Origin of the sequence: Burkholderia sp. RF7-non_BP4, from assembly GCF_001521935.1 — a bacterium.
Lineage (GTDB): Bacteria > Pseudomonadota > Gammaproteobacteria > Burkholderiales > Burkholderiaceae > Burkholderia > Burkholderia diffusa.
The window spans coordinates 11,671-26,538 of sequence record NZ_LOTA01000091.1; the positions used below are offsets into that span (position 1 = coordinate 11,671).

13 protein-coding genes are annotated in these 14,868 nt (G+C 61.8%); all 13 read left to right on the plus strand.

Annotation, left to right across the window (positions count from 1 at the left end; all coding sequences use genetic code 11):
• Positions 1–10 precede the first annotated feature (10 nt).
• The 13 genes from rpoC (at position 11) to rplV (ending at position 14,867) form a co-directional block, all read left to right on the plus strand.
• Positions 11–4,252 carry a DNA-directed RNA polymerase subunit beta' gene (rpoC, locus tag WS49_RS28705; protein ID WP_059535568.1) on the plus strand — a complete coding sequence of 1,414 codons (4,242 nt, stop codon included), beginning with the start codon at positions 11–13 and terminating at the stop codon, positions 4,250–4,252.
• 242 nt (positions 4,253–4,494) lie between these two features.
• Positions 4,495–6,342 carry a DNA helicase RecQ gene (gene recQ / locus WS49_RS28710; RefSeq protein WP_059535570.1) on the plus strand — a complete coding sequence of 616 codons (1,848 nt, stop codon included), beginning with the start codon at positions 4,495–4,497 and terminating at the stop codon, positions 6,340–6,342.
• A 227-nt stretch (positions 6,343–6,569) separates the two neighbouring features.
• Positions 6,570–6,950 (plus strand): 30S ribosomal protein S12, encoded by a 381-nt coding sequence (gene rpsL / locus WS49_RS28715; RefSeq protein WP_006400662.1) that lies wholly within the window; start codon positions 6,570–6,572, stop codon positions 6,948–6,950.
• Positions 6,951–7,122: 172 nt separating this feature from the next.
• Complete coding sequence (gene rpsG / locus WS49_RS28720) at positions 7,123–7,593, plus strand: 30S ribosomal protein S7 (RefSeq protein WP_034209730.1); 471 nt, start codon at positions 7,123–7,125, stop codon at positions 7,591–7,593.
• Positions 7,594–7,716: 123 nt separating this feature from the next.
• Positions 7,717–9,819: an elongation factor G gene (gene fusA, locus WS49_RS28725; protein WP_059535572.1), complete on the plus strand. Its 2,103-nt coding sequence runs from the start codon at positions 7,717–7,719 to the stop codon at positions 9,817–9,819.
• Positions 9,820–9,860: 41 nt separating this feature from the next.
• A complete protein-coding gene (gene tuf / locus WS49_RS28730; RefSeq protein WP_006482910.1) occupies positions 9,861–11,051 on the plus strand; it encodes an elongation factor Tu in 1,191 nt (396 codons plus the stop codon).
• Positions 11,052–11,337: 286 nt separating this feature from the next.
• Complete coding sequence (gene rpsJ, locus WS49_RS28735; protein ID WP_004199280.1) at positions 11,338–11,649, plus strand: 30S ribosomal protein S10; 312 nt, start codon at positions 11,338–11,340, stop codon at positions 11,647–11,649.
• 178 nt (positions 11,650–11,827) lie between these two features.
• Positions 11,828–12,478: a 50S ribosomal protein L3 gene (gene rplC / locus WS49_RS28740; RefSeq protein ID WP_006752926.1), complete on the plus strand. Its 651-nt coding sequence runs from the start codon at positions 11,828–11,830 to the stop codon at positions 12,476–12,478.
• Positions 12,478–13,098: a 50S ribosomal protein L4 gene (gene rplD / locus WS49_RS28745; protein WP_006477192.1), complete on the plus strand. Its 621-nt coding sequence runs from the start codon at positions 12,478–12,480 to the stop codon at positions 13,096–13,098. The genes rplC and rplD overlap by 1 nt, the downstream gene beginning before the upstream one ends.
• Positions 13,095–13,409 (plus strand): 50S ribosomal protein L23, encoded by a 315-nt coding sequence (gene rplW, locus WS49_RS28750; protein ID WP_004199275.1) that lies wholly within the window; start codon positions 13,095–13,097, stop codon positions 13,407–13,409. The genes rplD and rplW overlap by 4 nt, the downstream gene beginning before the upstream one ends.
• Positions 13,410–13,411: 2 nt before the next feature.
• A complete protein-coding gene (rplB, locus tag WS49_RS28755; protein ID WP_006482900.1) occupies positions 13,412–14,239 on the plus strand; it encodes a 50S ribosomal protein L2 in 828 nt (275 codons plus the stop codon).
• Positions 14,240–14,249: 10 nt separating this feature from the next.
• Entirely contained in the window at positions 14,250–14,525 is a 276-nt protein-coding gene (gene rpsS, locus WS49_RS28760) for a 30S ribosomal protein S19 (RefSeq protein WP_004199273.1), read from the plus strand.
• A gap of 12 nt (positions 14,526–14,537) precedes the next feature.
• Entirely contained in the window at positions 14,538–14,867 is a 330-nt protein-coding gene (gene rplV / locus WS49_RS28765; RefSeq protein ID WP_004199272.1) for a 50S ribosomal protein L22, read from the plus strand.
• Position 14,868 lies beyond the last annotated feature (1 nt).

Consider the following 14,868-nt stretch of genomic DNA (forward strand, 5'->3'; position numbering starts at 1 on the left):
AGAGAAAGCAATGAAAGCTCTGCTCGATCTATTCAAGCAAGTCCAACAGGAAGAAGTTTTCGACGCGATCAAGATCGGTCTGGCCTCGCCGGACAAGATCCGTTCGTGGTCGTTCGGTGAAGTGAAGAAGCCGGAGACCATCAACTACCGTACGTTCAAGCCGGAACGCGATGGTCTCTTCTGCGCGAAGATCTTCGGGCCGATCAAGGACTACGAGTGCCTGTGCGGCAAGTACAAGCGTCTGAAGCACCGCGGCGTGATCTGCGAGAAGTGCGGCGTCGAAGTGACGCTGGCGAAGGTGCGTCGTGAACGGATGGGCCACATCGAGCTGGCCTCGCCGGTCGCGCACATCTGGTTCCTGAAGTCGCTGCCGTCGCGTCTGGGCATGGTGCTCGACATGACGCTGCGCGACATCGAACGCGTGCTGTACTTCGAAGCATATGTGGTGATCGAACCGGGCATGACGCCGCTGAAGGCGCGGCAGATCATGACCGAAGAGGATTACTACAACAAGGTCGAGGAATACGGCGACGAATTCCGTGCCGAAATGGGCGCGGAAGGCGTGCGTGAACTGCTGCGCGCGATCAACATCGACGAGCAGGTCGAGACGCTGCGCACCGAGCTGAAGAACACCGGCTCGGAAGCGAAGATCAAGAAGTACGCGAAGCGCCTGAAGGTCCTCGAGGCATTCCAGCGCTCGGGCATCAAGCCCGAGTGGATGATCCTCGAAGTGCTGCCGGTGCTGCCGCCGGAACTGCGTCCGCTCGTGCCGCTGGACGGCGGCCGTTTCGCGACGTCGGACCTGAACGACCTGTATCGCCGCGTGATCAACCGTAACAACCGGTTGAAGCGTCTGCTCGAGCTGAAGGCCCCTGAAATCATCGTCCGCAACGAAAAGCGGATGCTGCAGGAAGCCGTCGACTCGCTGCTCGACAACGGTCGTCGCGGCAAGGCGATGACGGGCGCGAACAAGCGTCCGCTGAAGTCGCTCGCCGACATGATCAAGGGCAAGGGCGGTCGTTTCCGTCAGAACCTGCTGGGCAAGCGCGTCGACTACTCGGGCCGTTCGGTCATCGTGGTCGGCCCGACGCTGAAGCTGCACCAGTGCGGTCTGCCGAAGCTGATGGCGCTCGAGCTGTTCAAGCCGTTCATCTTCAACAAGCTGGAAGTGATGGGCGTCGCGACGACCATCAAGGCTGCGAAGAAGGAAGTCGAGAACCAGACGCCGGTGGTGTGGGACATCCTCGAAGAGGTGATCCGCGAGCACCCGGTGATGCTGAACCGTGCGCCGACGCTGCACCGTCTCGGTATCCAGGCGTTCGAGCCCGTGCTGATCGAAGGCAAGGCGATCCAGCTGCACCCGCTCGTCTGCGCGGCGTTCAACGCCGACTTCGACGGTGACCAGATGGCCGTTCACGTGCCGCTGTCGCTCGAAGCGCAGATGGAAGCGCGCACGCTGATGCTGGCGTCGAACAACGTGCTGTTCCCGGCCAACGGCGATCCGTCGATCGTGCCGTCGCAGGATATCGTGCTGGGTCTGTACTACGCGACCCGCGAAGCGATCAACGGCAAGGGCGAAGGCCTGTCGTTCACCGGCGTGTCGGAAGTGATCCGCGCGTACGAGAACAAGGAAGTCGAGCTGGCATCGCGCGTCAACGTGCGGATCACCGAAATGGTCCGCAACGAAGACACGTCGGAAGGCGCGCCGCAATTCGTGCCGAAGATCTCGCTGTACGCGACGACCGTCGGTCGCGCGATCCTGTCGGAGATCCTGCCGCACGGCCTGCCGTTCTCGGTGCTGAACAAGCCGCTGAAGAAGAAGGAAATCTCGCGCCTGATCAACACCGCGTTCCGCAAGTGCGGTCTGCGTGCGACGGTCGTGTTCGCCGACCAGCTGATGCAGTCGGGTTTCCGCCTCGCGACGCGCGCCGGCATTTCGATCTGCGTGGACGACATGCTCGTGCCGCCGCAGAAGGAAACGATCGTCGGCGACGCCGCGAAGAAGGTGAAGGAGTACGACCGCCAGTACATGTCGGGTCTCGTCACCGCGCAGGAACGCTACAACAACGTGGTCGACATCTGGTCGGCGACGTCGGAAGCGGTCGGCAAGGCGATGATGGAGCAGCTGTCGACGGAGCCGGTGACGGACCGCGACGGCAACGAGACGCGCCAGGAGTCGTTCAACTCGATCTACATGATGGCCGACTCGGGCGCCCGGGGTTCGGCGGTGCAGATTCGTCAGCTGGCCGGTATGCGCGGCCTGATGGCGAAGCCGGACGGCTCGATTATCGAGACGCCGATTACCGCGAACTTCCGCGAAGGCCTGAACGTGTTGCAGTACTTCATCTCGACCCACGGTGCACGTAAGGGTCTGGCTGATACGGCACTGAAGACGGCAAACTCGGGTTACCTGACCCGTCGTCTCGTCGACGTCACGCAGGATCTAGTGGTGGTCGAGGACGATTGCGGCACGTCGAACGGCGTGGCGATGAAGGCGCTGGTCGAAGGCGGTGAAGTCGTCGAGGCACTGCGCGACCGTATCCTCGGCCGCGTCGCGGTCGCGGACGTCGTGAACCCGGAAACGCAGGAAACGCTGTACGAATCGGGCACGCTGCTCGACGAAACGGCGGTCGAGGAAATCGAACGCCTCGGCATCGACGAAGTGCGCGTGCGCACGCCGCTGACCTGCGAAACGCGTTACGGCCTGTGCGCGGCCTGCTACGGCCGTGACCTCGGCCGCGGCTCGCTCGTGAACGTCGGCGAAGCAGTCGGCGTGATCGCGGCACAGTCGATCGGTGAACCGGGCACGCAGCTGACGATGCGTACGTTCCACATCGGTGGTGCGGCATCGCGTGCGGCAGTGGCGTCGTCGGTCGAAGCGAAGAGCAACGGTATCGTGCGTTTCACGGCGACGATGCGTTACGTCACCAACGCGAAGGGCGAGCAGATCGTCATCTCGCGTTCGGGCGAGGCGCTGATCACCGACGATATCGGCCGCGAGCGCGAACGTCACAAGATCCCGTACGGCGCGACGCTGCTGCAGCTCGACGGCGCGGCGATCAAGGCCGGCACGCAGCTGGCGACGTGGGACCCGATGACGCGTCCGATCATCACCGAGTACGGTGGTACGGTGAAGTTCGAGAACGTCGAGGAAGGCGTGACCGTCGCGAAGCAGATCGACGACGTGACCGGCCTGTCGACGCTGGTCGTGATCGACGTGAAGCGTCGCGGTTCGCAAGCTTCGAAGAGCGTGCGTCCGCAGGTGAAGCTGCTCGACGCGAACGGCGACGAAGTGAAGATCCCGGGCACGGAACACGCGGTGCAGATCGGCTTCCAGGTCGGCGCGCTGATCACCGTGAAGGACGGCCAGCAAGTGCAGGTGGGTGAAGTGCTCGCACGTATCCCGACCGAAGCGCAGAAGACGCGTGACATTACCGGCGGTCTGCCGCGGGTGGCGGAACTGTTCGAAGCGCGTTCGCCGAAGGATGCCGGCATTCTCGCGGAAGTCACCGGCACGACGTCGTTCGGCAAGGACACGAAGGGCAAGCAGCGTCTCGTCATCACGGACCTCGAAGGCAATCAGCACGAGTTCCTGATCGCGAAGGAAAAGCAGGTGCTGGTCCACGATGCTCAGGTCGTCAACAAGGGCGAAATGATCGTGGACGGCCCGGCCGATCCGCACGACATCCTGCGTCTGCAGGGTATCGAGGCGCTGTCGCGCTACATCGTCGACGAAGTGCAGGACGTGTATCGTCTGCAGGGCGTGAAGATCAACGACAAGCACATCGAGGTGATCGTTCGCCAGATGCTGCGTCGTGTGCAGATCACCGACAACGGTGATACGCGCTTCATCCCGGGCGAACAGGTCGAGCGTTCCGACATGCTGGACGAGAACGATCGCATGATCGCCGAGAACAAGCGTCCGGCGTCGTACGACAACGTGCTCCTCGGTATCACGAAGGCGTCGCTGTCGACCGACTCGTTCATCTCGGCGGCATCGTTCCAGGAAACGACCCGCGTGCTGACCGAAGCGGCGATCATGGGCAAGCGCGACGATCTGCGCGGTCTGAAGGAAAACGTGATCGTCGGCCGTCTGATCCCGGCCGGTACGGGTCTCGCGTTCCACAAGGCACGCAAGGCGAAGGAGATGTCCGACCGCGAGCGTTTCGATCAGATCGCAGCGGAAGAGGCATTCGACTTCGGCACGCCGAGCGCGCCTGCGGAAGAGCCGCAACACCCGGCAGCCGAATAAGCACGGGCGGCGCGAGCCGCCTCACGTTGCGTATTCGCTGTCGTCGAAACCGCCCGGTCCGCCGGGCGGTTTTTTTTATTCGTCGTTCACGTGCATGACGGGCTTGCCGCACGCTTGCGCAGGCCCGTCATGTGCGCGAACGAACTCGGTCGATTGGCCAACGTTGCACGATTCGCCGCGCGCTGCGCGAGCGGGTTGTTAAAATCGCGGTCATCGTTCCGCCGTCCTCGTTCTCATCATTCATGTCCCGCGCCCTCGAAATCCTCGACGAAGTCTTTGGTTATTCCGCATTTCGCGGCCAGCAGGGCGAGATCGTCGAACATGTCGCCGGCGGCGGCGATTGCCTCGTGCTGATGCCGACGGGCGGCGGCAAGTCGCTGTGCTACCAGATTCCGGCGCTGCTGCGTCGCGAAGCCGGGCAGGGCGCCGGCATCGTGGTATCGCCGCTGATCGCGCTGATGCAGGACCAGGTCGCCGCGCTCAGCGAAGTCGGCGTGCGCGCGGCCTACCTGAACTCGACGCTGTCGGGCGCCGAGGCCGCGGCGACCGAGCGCGCGCTGCGCGAGGGCGAGATCGACCTGCTGTACGTCGCGCCGGAGCGTTTGATGACCGGGCGCTTCCTCGACCTGCTCGAGCGCGCGAAGATCGGCCTGTTCGCGATCGACGAGGCGCACTGCGTGTCGCAGTGGGGGCATGACTTCCGTCCCGAATACATCCAGCTGTCGGTGCTGCACGAGCGTTTCCCGTCGGTGCCGCGCATCGCGCTGACGGCTACCGCCGACGCGATCACGCGAGACGAGATCATCCATCGCCTCGCGCTCGACGATGCGCGCGTGTTCGTGTCGAGCTTCGACCGGCCGAACATCCGCTACCGGATCGTCGAGAAGGACAACGCGCGCGCGCAGCTGCTCGACTTCATCCGCGCGGAGCACACGAACGCGGACGGCACGACCGACGCGGGCGTCGTCTACTGCCTGTCGCGCCGCAAGGTCGAGGAAACGGCCGAATGGCTGAAGGCACAGGGCGTGCGCGCGCTGCCGTATCACGCGGGGATGGAGTTCGAGGTGCGACAGAAGCACCAGGAAATGTTCCAGCGCGAGGAAGGCATCGTGATGTGCGCGACCATCGCGTTCGGCATGGGCATCGACAAGCCGGACGTGCGCTTCGTCGCCCATCTCGATTTGCCGAAGAGCGTCGAAGGCTACTACCAGGAAACCGGCCGTGCGGGCCGCGACGGGATGCCGGCGAACGCGTGGATGGCGTATGGGCTCGGCGACGTCGTCCAGCAGCGCAAGATGATCGACGAGTCCGATGCGGACGACGCGCACAAGCGCGTGCAGACGTCGAAGCTCGATGCGCTGCTCGGGCTGTGCGAGACGATCTCGTGCCGGCGTGTGCGGCTTCTGAACTACTTCGGCGAGGCGAGCCAGCCGTGCGGAAACTGCGACACGTGCCTCGAGCCGCCTGATTCGTGGGACGCAACGCGCGAGGCGCAGATGGCGCTGTCGTGCGTATTCCGCGCGCAGCGCGCGAGCGGCTTCAATTTCGGTTCGAGCCATCTGATCGAGATCCTGCGCGGCGGCCGCACCGAGAAGGTGCTGCAGCGCGGCCACGACCAGCTCAGTACGTTCGGGATCGGCGCGTCGCTGTCCGAGCCCGAGTGGCGCGCGATTTTCCGGCAGCTCGTGGCGTACGGCTATCTGGCGGTCGACCATGGCGGCTTCGGCGCGCTGATGCTGACCGAGGCCGCGAAGCCGGTGCTGAAGAACGAAGAGAAGGTCACGCTGCGCCGCTACGTGAAGCCACAGCGCACGCGCCAGTCGTCGAGCCGCAGCGGCACGCGGGTCGACCCGACGGCCGGCATGGGCACGCGCGAGCGCGCACGCTGGGATGCGCTGCGCGCGTGGCGCGCGGAAACCGCGAAGTCAGACGGCGTGCCGGCCTACGTGATTTTCCACGACGCGACGCTGGCCGAAATCGCGCGCAACGCGCCGGAGACGATCGACGACCTGCGCCACATCCCCGGCATGGGCGTGCGCAAGCTGGAACGCTTCGGCGACGAGATCATCGACGTCGTCGAATCGGCATGACACAGGTGTTCCGACCCTTCCGGTAAACCGCCCGCGCGGCTGGCAAATCACGCAAGCCGTTGACTTAGTTGGTATTTCCGGAATATCATGCTGGGTTCCGGTATTCGGTGGGCCGAGTCGCGTTCGAAGGTTCGTGTCCGTATCGCCGGTTCGGAAGTCAACTGTGCGTCGATTCTCGCTTTGCCCGAAATCGATGTGCAGATTTTGTTCAATTTCAGGAATAAACAATGCCAACCATCAACCAACTGGTTCGCAAAGGCCGTCAGTCGGAAACGACGAAGAGCAAGAGCCCGGCCCTGCAGGACTGCCCCCAGCGTCGCGGCGTGTGCACCCGTGTGTACACGACGACGCCGAAGAAGCCGAACTCGGCACTCCGTAAGGTCGCCAAGGTTCGTCTGACGAACGGCTTCGAAGTGATTTCGTACATCGGCGGTGAAGGCCACAACCTGCAGGAACACTCGGTTGTGCTGATCCGCGGCGGCCGTGTGAAGGACTTGCCGGGTGTGCGTTACCACATGGTTCGCGGCTCGCTGGATACCCAGGGCGTCAAGGACCGTAAGCAAGCGCGCTCGAAGTACGGCGCGAAGCGTGCAAAGGCTGCCAAGTAAGCAGTTTTTGATCAGGGATCGCCGCAGGGCGGTCAAGGCGGGAGTGCCGGATTGCCGGTGCTGTCGAGTAAGTGGTCACCCGGCCAAGCTGGTTAGTCGTGAAGATGTGATCGGGTTTGTTGGTGACCGCGGGGCTGGATGCAGCTCCAACTGAACAGGTAAAGGAAGAATCATGCCGCGTCGTCGCGAAGTCCCCAAGCGGGAAGTGTTGCCGGATCCGAAGTTCGGCAACGTTGATGTAGCCAAGTTCATGAACATGCTGATGCTGTCCGGCAAGAAGTCGGTCGCAGAGCGCATCGTTTATGGCGCATTCGAACAAATCCAGACCAAGGGTGGCAAGGACCCGCTGGAAGTGTTCACCGTTGCGCTCAACAACGTGAAGCCGGTGGTCGAAGTGAAGAGCCGTCGCGTTGGTGGTGCCAACTATCAGGTTCCGGTCGAAGTGCGCCCGTCGCGTCGTATGGCATTGGCGATGCGCTGGCTGCGTGAGGCTGCGAAGAAGCGCAGCGAGAAGTCGATGGCTCTGCGTCTGGCAGGTGAACTCACCGAAGCGGCCGAAGGCCGTGGCGGCGCGATGAAGAAGCGCGATGAAGTTCACCGCATGGCAGAAGCCAACCGCGCGTTCTCGCATTTCCGTTTCTAAGCGCCTGGCTGGGCTGTTTGCGGAAATAAATTCCGGGCGGGTGCGCTTTTCAGGCGCCTCGCCCGTTTGTGTTGAAGCATGATGCAGCAGGGCTGCATCGTGTTATCCCAGTAGAGGATCAAAGTGGCTCGCAAGACTCCTATCGAGCGCTACCGCAATATCGGTATTAGCGCTCACATCGACGCCGGCAAGACGACGACGACCGAGCGCATTCTGTTTTACACCGGTGTGAACCACAAGATCGGTGAAGTCCACGACGGCGCAGCAACGATGGACTGGATGGAGCAGGAACAGGAGCGTGGCATCACGATCACGTCCGCTGCTACCACGGCCTTCTGGAAAGGCATGGGCGGCAACTATCCGGAACACCGCATCAACATCATCGACACCCCGGGCCACGTCGACTTCACGATCGAAGTGGAGCGTTCGATGCGCGTGCTCGATGGCGCGTGCATGGTGTACTGCGCAGTGGGCGGTGTGCAGCCGCAGTCGGAAACGGTGTGGCGCCAGGCTAACAAGTACAAGGTGCCCCGTCTCGCGTTCGTCAACAAGATGGACCGTACCGGCGCGAACTTCTTCAAGGTCTACGACCAGCTCCGTCTGCGCCTGAAGGCGAACCCGGTTCCGGTCGTGGTGCCGATCGGCTCGGAAGAAAACTTCAAGGGCGTGGTCGACCTGATCAAGATGAAGGCGATCATTTGGGACGAAGCGTCGCAAGGCACGAAGTTCGACTACGTCGACATCCCGGCCGAGCTCGCCGAGACCTGCAAGGAATGGCGCGAAAAGATGGTCGAAGTGGCTGCTGAAGCCAGCGAAGACCTGATGAACAAGTACCTGGAAGAAGGCGATCTGCCGGAAGCCGACATCGTCAAGGCGCTGCGCGACCGTACGATCGCGTGCGAAATCCAGCCGATGCTGTGCGGTACCGCGTTCAAGAACAAGGGCGTGCAGCGTATGCTCGACGCCGTGATCGACTTCCTGCCGTCGCCGGTCGACATCCCGCCGGTCAAGGGCGAGCTCGAAAACGGTGAAGAAGCAGAGCGCAAGGCGTCGGACGACGAGAAGTTCTCGTCGCTCGCGTTCAAGATCATGACCGACCCGTTCGTCGGCCAGCTGATCTTCTTCCGTGTGTACTCGGGCGTCGTCAACTCGGGCGACACGCTGCTGAACTCGACCAAGGGCAAGAAGGAACGCCTCGGTCGTATTCTGCAGATGCACGCGAACCAGCGTGAAGAAATCAAGGAAGTCCGTGCAGGCGACATCGCTGCTGCGGTCGGCCTGAAGGAAGCGACCACGGGCGACACGCTGTGCGACCCGGCGAACCCGATCGTTCTCGAGCGCATGGTGTTCCCGGAGCCGGTGATTTCGCAGGCTGTCGAGCCGAAGACCAAGGCTGACCAGGAAAAGATGGGCCTCGCGCTGAACCGTCTGGCGCAGGAAGACCCGTCGTTCCGCGTGCAGACCGACGAAGAATCGGGCCAGACCATCATTTCGGGCATGGGCGAGCTCCACCTCGAAATTCTGGTCGACCGGATGAAGCGTGAATTCGGCGTGGAAGCGACCGTCGGCAAGCCGCAGGTTGCATACCGCGAAACGATCCGTTCGACGGCGAAGGACGTCGACGGCAAGTTCGTCAAGCAGTCGGGTGGTCGCGGTCAGTACGGTCACGCGGTCATCACGCTCGAGCCGAACGAACAGGGCAAGGGCTACGAGTTCTTCGACGAGATCAAGGGTGGTGTGATTCCGCGTGAATACATCCCGGCGGTCGACAAGGGTATCCAGGACACGCTGAAGTCGGGCGTGCTGGCTGGCTTCCCGGTCGTCGACGTGAAGGTTCACCTGACGTTCGGTTCGTACCACGACGTTGACTCGAACGAAAACGCGTTCCGCATGGCCGGTTCGATGGCGTTCAAGGAAGCGATGCGCAAGGCGAACCCGGTCGTCCTCGAGCCGATGATGGCTGTCGAAGTCGAGACGCCGGAAGACTACATGGGCAACGTGATGGGCGACCTGTCGGGCCGTCGCGGTATCGTCCAGGGCATGGAAGACATGGTTGGCGGCGGCAAGATCGTTCGCGCCGAAGTGCCGCTGTCGGAAATGTTCGGTTACTCGACGTCGCTGCGTTCGCTGACGCAAGGTCGTGCAACGTACACGATGGAGTTCAAGCACTACGCTGAAGCTCCGCGCAACGTTGCTGAAGCGATCATCAGCGCGAAGTCGAAGTAAATCTGAAGCTACCAACCGATATTTTTTGAAAGAAGAGAATCATGGCAAAAGAAAAGTTTGAGCGGACCAAGCCGCACGTCAACGTTGGTACGATTGGTCACGTTGACCACGGCAAGACGACGCTGACGGCAGCGATCACGACGGTTCTGACGAAGAAGTTCGGCGGCGAAGCGAAGGCCTACGACCAGATCGACGCGGCACCGGAAGAAAAGGCGCGCGGCATCACGATCAACACGGCACACGTCGAGTACGAAACGGCAAACCGCCACTACGCACACGTCGACTGCCCGGGCCACGCTGACTATGTGAAGAACATGATCACGGGCGCAGCGCAGATGGACGGCGCGATCCTGGTTTGCTCGGCAGCAGACGGCCCGATGCCGCAAACGCGTGAGCACATCCTGCTGGCGCGTCAGGTTGGCGTTCCGTACATCATCGTGTTCCTGAACAAGTGCGACATGGTGGACGACGCTGAACTGCTCGAGCTGGTCGAGATGGAAGTTCGCGAACTGCTGTCGAAGTACGACTTCCCGGGCGACGACACGCCGATCGTGAAGGGTTCGGCGAAGCTGGCGCTGGAAGGCGACACGGGCGAGCTGGGCGAAGTGGCGATCATGAGCCTGGCAGATGCACTGGACACGTACATCCCGACGCCGGAGCGTGCAGTTGACGGCGCGTTCCTGATGCCGGTGGAAGACGTGTTCTCGATCTCGGGCCGCGGTACGGTGGTGACGGGTCGTGTCGAGCGCGGCATCGTGAAGGTCGGCGAGGAAATCGAAATCGTCGGTATCAAGCCGACGGTGAAGACGACCTGCACGGGCGTTGAAATGTTCCGCAAGCTGCTGGACCAAGGTCAGGCAGGCGACAACGTCGGTATCCTGCTGCGCGGCACGAAGCGTGAAGACGTGGAGCGTGGTCAGGTTCTGGCGAAGCCGGGTTCGATCACGCCGCACACGCACTTCACGGCTGAAGTGTACGTGCTGAGCAAGGACGAAGGCGGCCGTCACACGCCGTTCTTCAACAACTACCGTCCGCAGTTCTACTTCCGTACGACGGACGTGACGGGCTCGATCGAGCTGCCGAAGGACAAGGAAATGGTGATGCCGGGCGACAACGTGTCGATCACGGTGAAGCTGATCGCTCCGATCGCGATGGAAGAAGGTCTGCGCTTCGCAATCCGCGAAGGCGGCCGTACCGTCGGCGCCGGCGTCGTCGCCAAGATCATCGAGTAACATCGACGATCCGCGGATCCCTCCGGGGTCCGCGATTCCACGGTAGGCAGTCGTACCGTCGAAACCGGGTGTCCAGTTTGATCTGGCACCCGGTTTTGTCTTTGTGGCGTGCGCGTTGCCGTCTTGATAAACGCATACCACCATTCCGATTTTTCGTGTAGAATCGCGGGCTTAGCAGTGGAAGTACCGTTCGGAAGCTGGCGCCTCGCTCCCCGCAGGTAACAGGTTTCGCGTTCTTTTAGTGTCCGGCGATGCAACATCGCCTCGCTCTTTTCAAGGAATCGTCATGCAGCAACAGAAAATCCGCATTCGCCTGAAGGCTTTCGACTATCGTCTGATCGATCAATCGGCTGCCGAAATCGTCGATACCGCGAAGCGGACTGGCGCAATCGTCCGTGGCCCGGTGCCGCTGCCGACGCGCATCCAGCGTTTTGACATCCTGCGTTCGCCGCACGTCAACAAGACGTCGCGCGATCAGCTCGAAATCCGTACCCACCAGCGCCTGATGGACATCGTCGATCCGACCGACAAGACGGTTGACGCGCTGATGAAGCTCGACCTGCCGGCTGGCGTCGACGTGGAAATCAAGCTGCAGTAAGGCTTTCGGCGCCATCTGGCGTGCCGGGCGGTGCTAAGTCTTTGTATTGCTTGCGGAAATCGATAAGTCGGGCTATACTGCTTGGCTTTTCGCGTATTCGCGTAAAAAAGTTGGGCCTTGCGTGCCTGGCATTTTGTAAATCAGCCCCGACCAATCGCAGTCGGGAATGGAGAAAATGATGAGCCTTGGACTCGTAGGTCGCAAGGTTGGCATGACCCGTATCTTCACGGCTGAAGGGGATTCGATTCCCGTCACCGTGCTGGACGTGTCGGACAACCGCGTGACGCAGATCAAGACTGTTGAAACCGACGGCTACACGGCCGTGCAGGTTGCATTCGGCTCCCGCCGCGCATCGCGCGTGACGAAGCCGCTGGCAGGTCATCTCGCCAAAGCCGGTGTCGAAGCCGGTGAAATCCTCAAGGAATTCCGCATTGACGCGGCCAAGGCAGCTGAGCTGTCGAATGGCGCCGTGGTCGGTGCTGATCTTTTCGAAGTGGGCCAGAAGGTCGACGTGCAAGGCGTGTCGATCGGTAAGGGCTACGCCGGTACGATCAAGCGTTACAACTTCTCCTCCGGCCGTGCTACCCACGGTAACTCGCGCTCGCACAACGTGCCGGGCTCGATCGGTATGGCGCAGGATCCGGGTCGCGTTTTCCCGGGTAAGCGCATGACGGGTCACCTCGGTGACGTTACGGTGACGGTGCAGAACCTCGAAATCGCTCGTATCGACGCAGAGCGCAAGCTGCTGCTCGTCAAGGGTGCGATTCCGGGCGCGAAGGGCGGCAAGGTTTTCGTGACGCCGGCCGTCAAGACCAAGGGGGCGAAATAATGGAACTCAAGCTCCTGAACGAAAATGGTCAGGAAGGTGCAGTGGTCAACGCGTCGGACGTCGTGTTCGGTCGTGACTACAACGAAGCGCTGATCCACCAGGTCGTCGTCGCGTACCAGGCGAATGCTCGCCAGGGTAACCGCGCACAGAAGGACCGTGAGCAAGTCAAGCACACCACCAAGAAGCCGTGGCGTCAGAAGGGTACGGGCCGCGCTCGTGCCGGTATGTCGTCGAGCCCGCTGTGGCGTGGCGGTGGTCGCATCTTCCCGAACTCGCCGGAAGAGAACTTCTCGCACAAGGTCAACAAGAAGATGCATCGCGCAGGTCTCTGCTCGATCTTCTCGCAGCTGGCCCGTGAAGGCCGTCTGTCGGTCGTCGAGGACATCATCCTCGAAGCGCCGAAGACCAAGCTGCTGGCTGACAAATTCAAGACCATGGGTCTCGACTCCGTGCTGATCATTACGGACACGGTCGACGAGAACCTGTACCTGGCTTCGCGCAACCTGCCGCACGTGGCGATTGTCGAGCCGCGCTACGCTGACCCGCTGTCGCTGATCTACTTCAAGAAAGTGCTGGTCACGAAGGCTGCGGTCGCCCAGATCGAGGAGTTGCTGTCATGAGCGAGATTCGCAAGAACGATCATCGTTTGATGCAGGTCCTGCTCGCACCGGTGATCTCGGAAAAGGCGACGCTGGTTGCCGACAAGAACGAGCAGGTCGTGTTCGAAGTCGCACCGGATGCCACGAAGCAGGAAGTGAAGGCGGCTGTCGAGCTGCTGTTCAAGGTTGAAGTTGATTCGGTCAACGTGCTGGTTCAGAAGGGCAAGCAAAAGCGCTTCGGCCGTTCGATGGGCCGCCGTAAGGACGTGAAGAAGGCGTACGTTTGCCTGAAGCCCGGCCAGGAAATCAACTTTGAAGCGGAGGCCAAGTAATCATGGCAATCGTGAAAGTTAAACCGACTTCGCCGGGTCGCCGCGCGATGGTCAAGGTGGTCAACAAGAATCTGCACCAGGGCAAGCCGTTCGCGGCACTGCTCGACTCGCAGAGCTCGACCGCCGGCCGTAACAACAACGGCCGCATCACCACGCGTCACAAGGGTGGTGGTCACAAGCAGCATTACCGTATCGTCGATTTCCGTCGCACGAAGGACGGCATCCCGGCAAAGGTCGAGCGTCTCGAGTACGACCCGAACCGTAGCGCGAACATCGCGCTGGTGCTCTACGCAGACGGCGAGCGTCGCTACATCATCGCCCCGAAGGGCCTGACCGTCGGCCAACAGCTGATGTCGGGTTCGGAAGCGCCGATCCGTGCAGGCAACACGCTGCCGATCCGCAACATTCCGGTCGGTACGACGATCCACTGCATCGAGATGCTGCCGGGCAAGGGCGCGCAAATGGCGCGTTCGGCTGGCACGTCGGCCATGCTGCTGGCACGTGAAGGCGTCTACGCGCAGGTTCGTCTGCGTTCGGGCGAAATCCGCCGCGTGCACATCGAGTGCCGTGCAACGATCGGTGAAGTCGGCAACGAAGAGCATAGCCTGCGCCAAATCGGCAAGGCTGGCGCGAACCGCTGGCGCGGTATCCGCCCGACGGTGCGTGGCGTTGCGATGAACCCGGTTGATCACCCGCACGGTGGTGGTGAGGGCAAGACGGCTGCAGGTCGCGACCCGGTGAGCCCGTGGGGTACGCCGGCTAAGGGTTACCGCACCCGCAGCAACAAGCGCACGACGACGATGATCGTCCAGCGCCGTCACAAGCGTTAAGGAGTAGGCAATGGCACGTTCTGTAAAAAAAGGTCCGTTCTGCGACGCCCATTTGCTGAAGAAAGTTGAGGCGGCTGCAGCTTCGCGCGACAAAAAGCCGATCAAGACCTGGTCGCGTCGCTCGACGATTCTGCCGGATTTCATCGGCCTGACGATCGCTGTTCACAACGGCCGTCAACACGTTCCGGTGTACATCTCGGAAAACATGGTCGGCCACAAGCTTGGCGAGTTCGCACTGACCCGTACGTTCAAGGGTCACGCGGCCGACAAGAAGGCCAAGAAATAAGGGGCAATCAAGATGGAAGTGAAAGCAATTCATCGCGGTGCCCGCATCTCGGCGCAAAAAACGCGCCTTGTGGCTGACCAGATCCGCGGTTTGCCGGTCGACAAGGCGCTGAACGTTCTGACGTTCTCGCCGAAGAAGGCGGCTGGCATCGTGAAGAAGGTTGTGCTGTCGGCAATCGCGAATGCGGAGCACAACGAAGGCGCTGATATCGACGAGCTCAAGATCAAGAGCATCTACGTCGACAAGGCTGCATCGCTCAAGCGTTTCACCGCGCGCGCCAAGGGCCGCGGTAACCGCATCGAGAAGCAATCCTGTCACATCACTGTGACGGTCGGGAATTAAG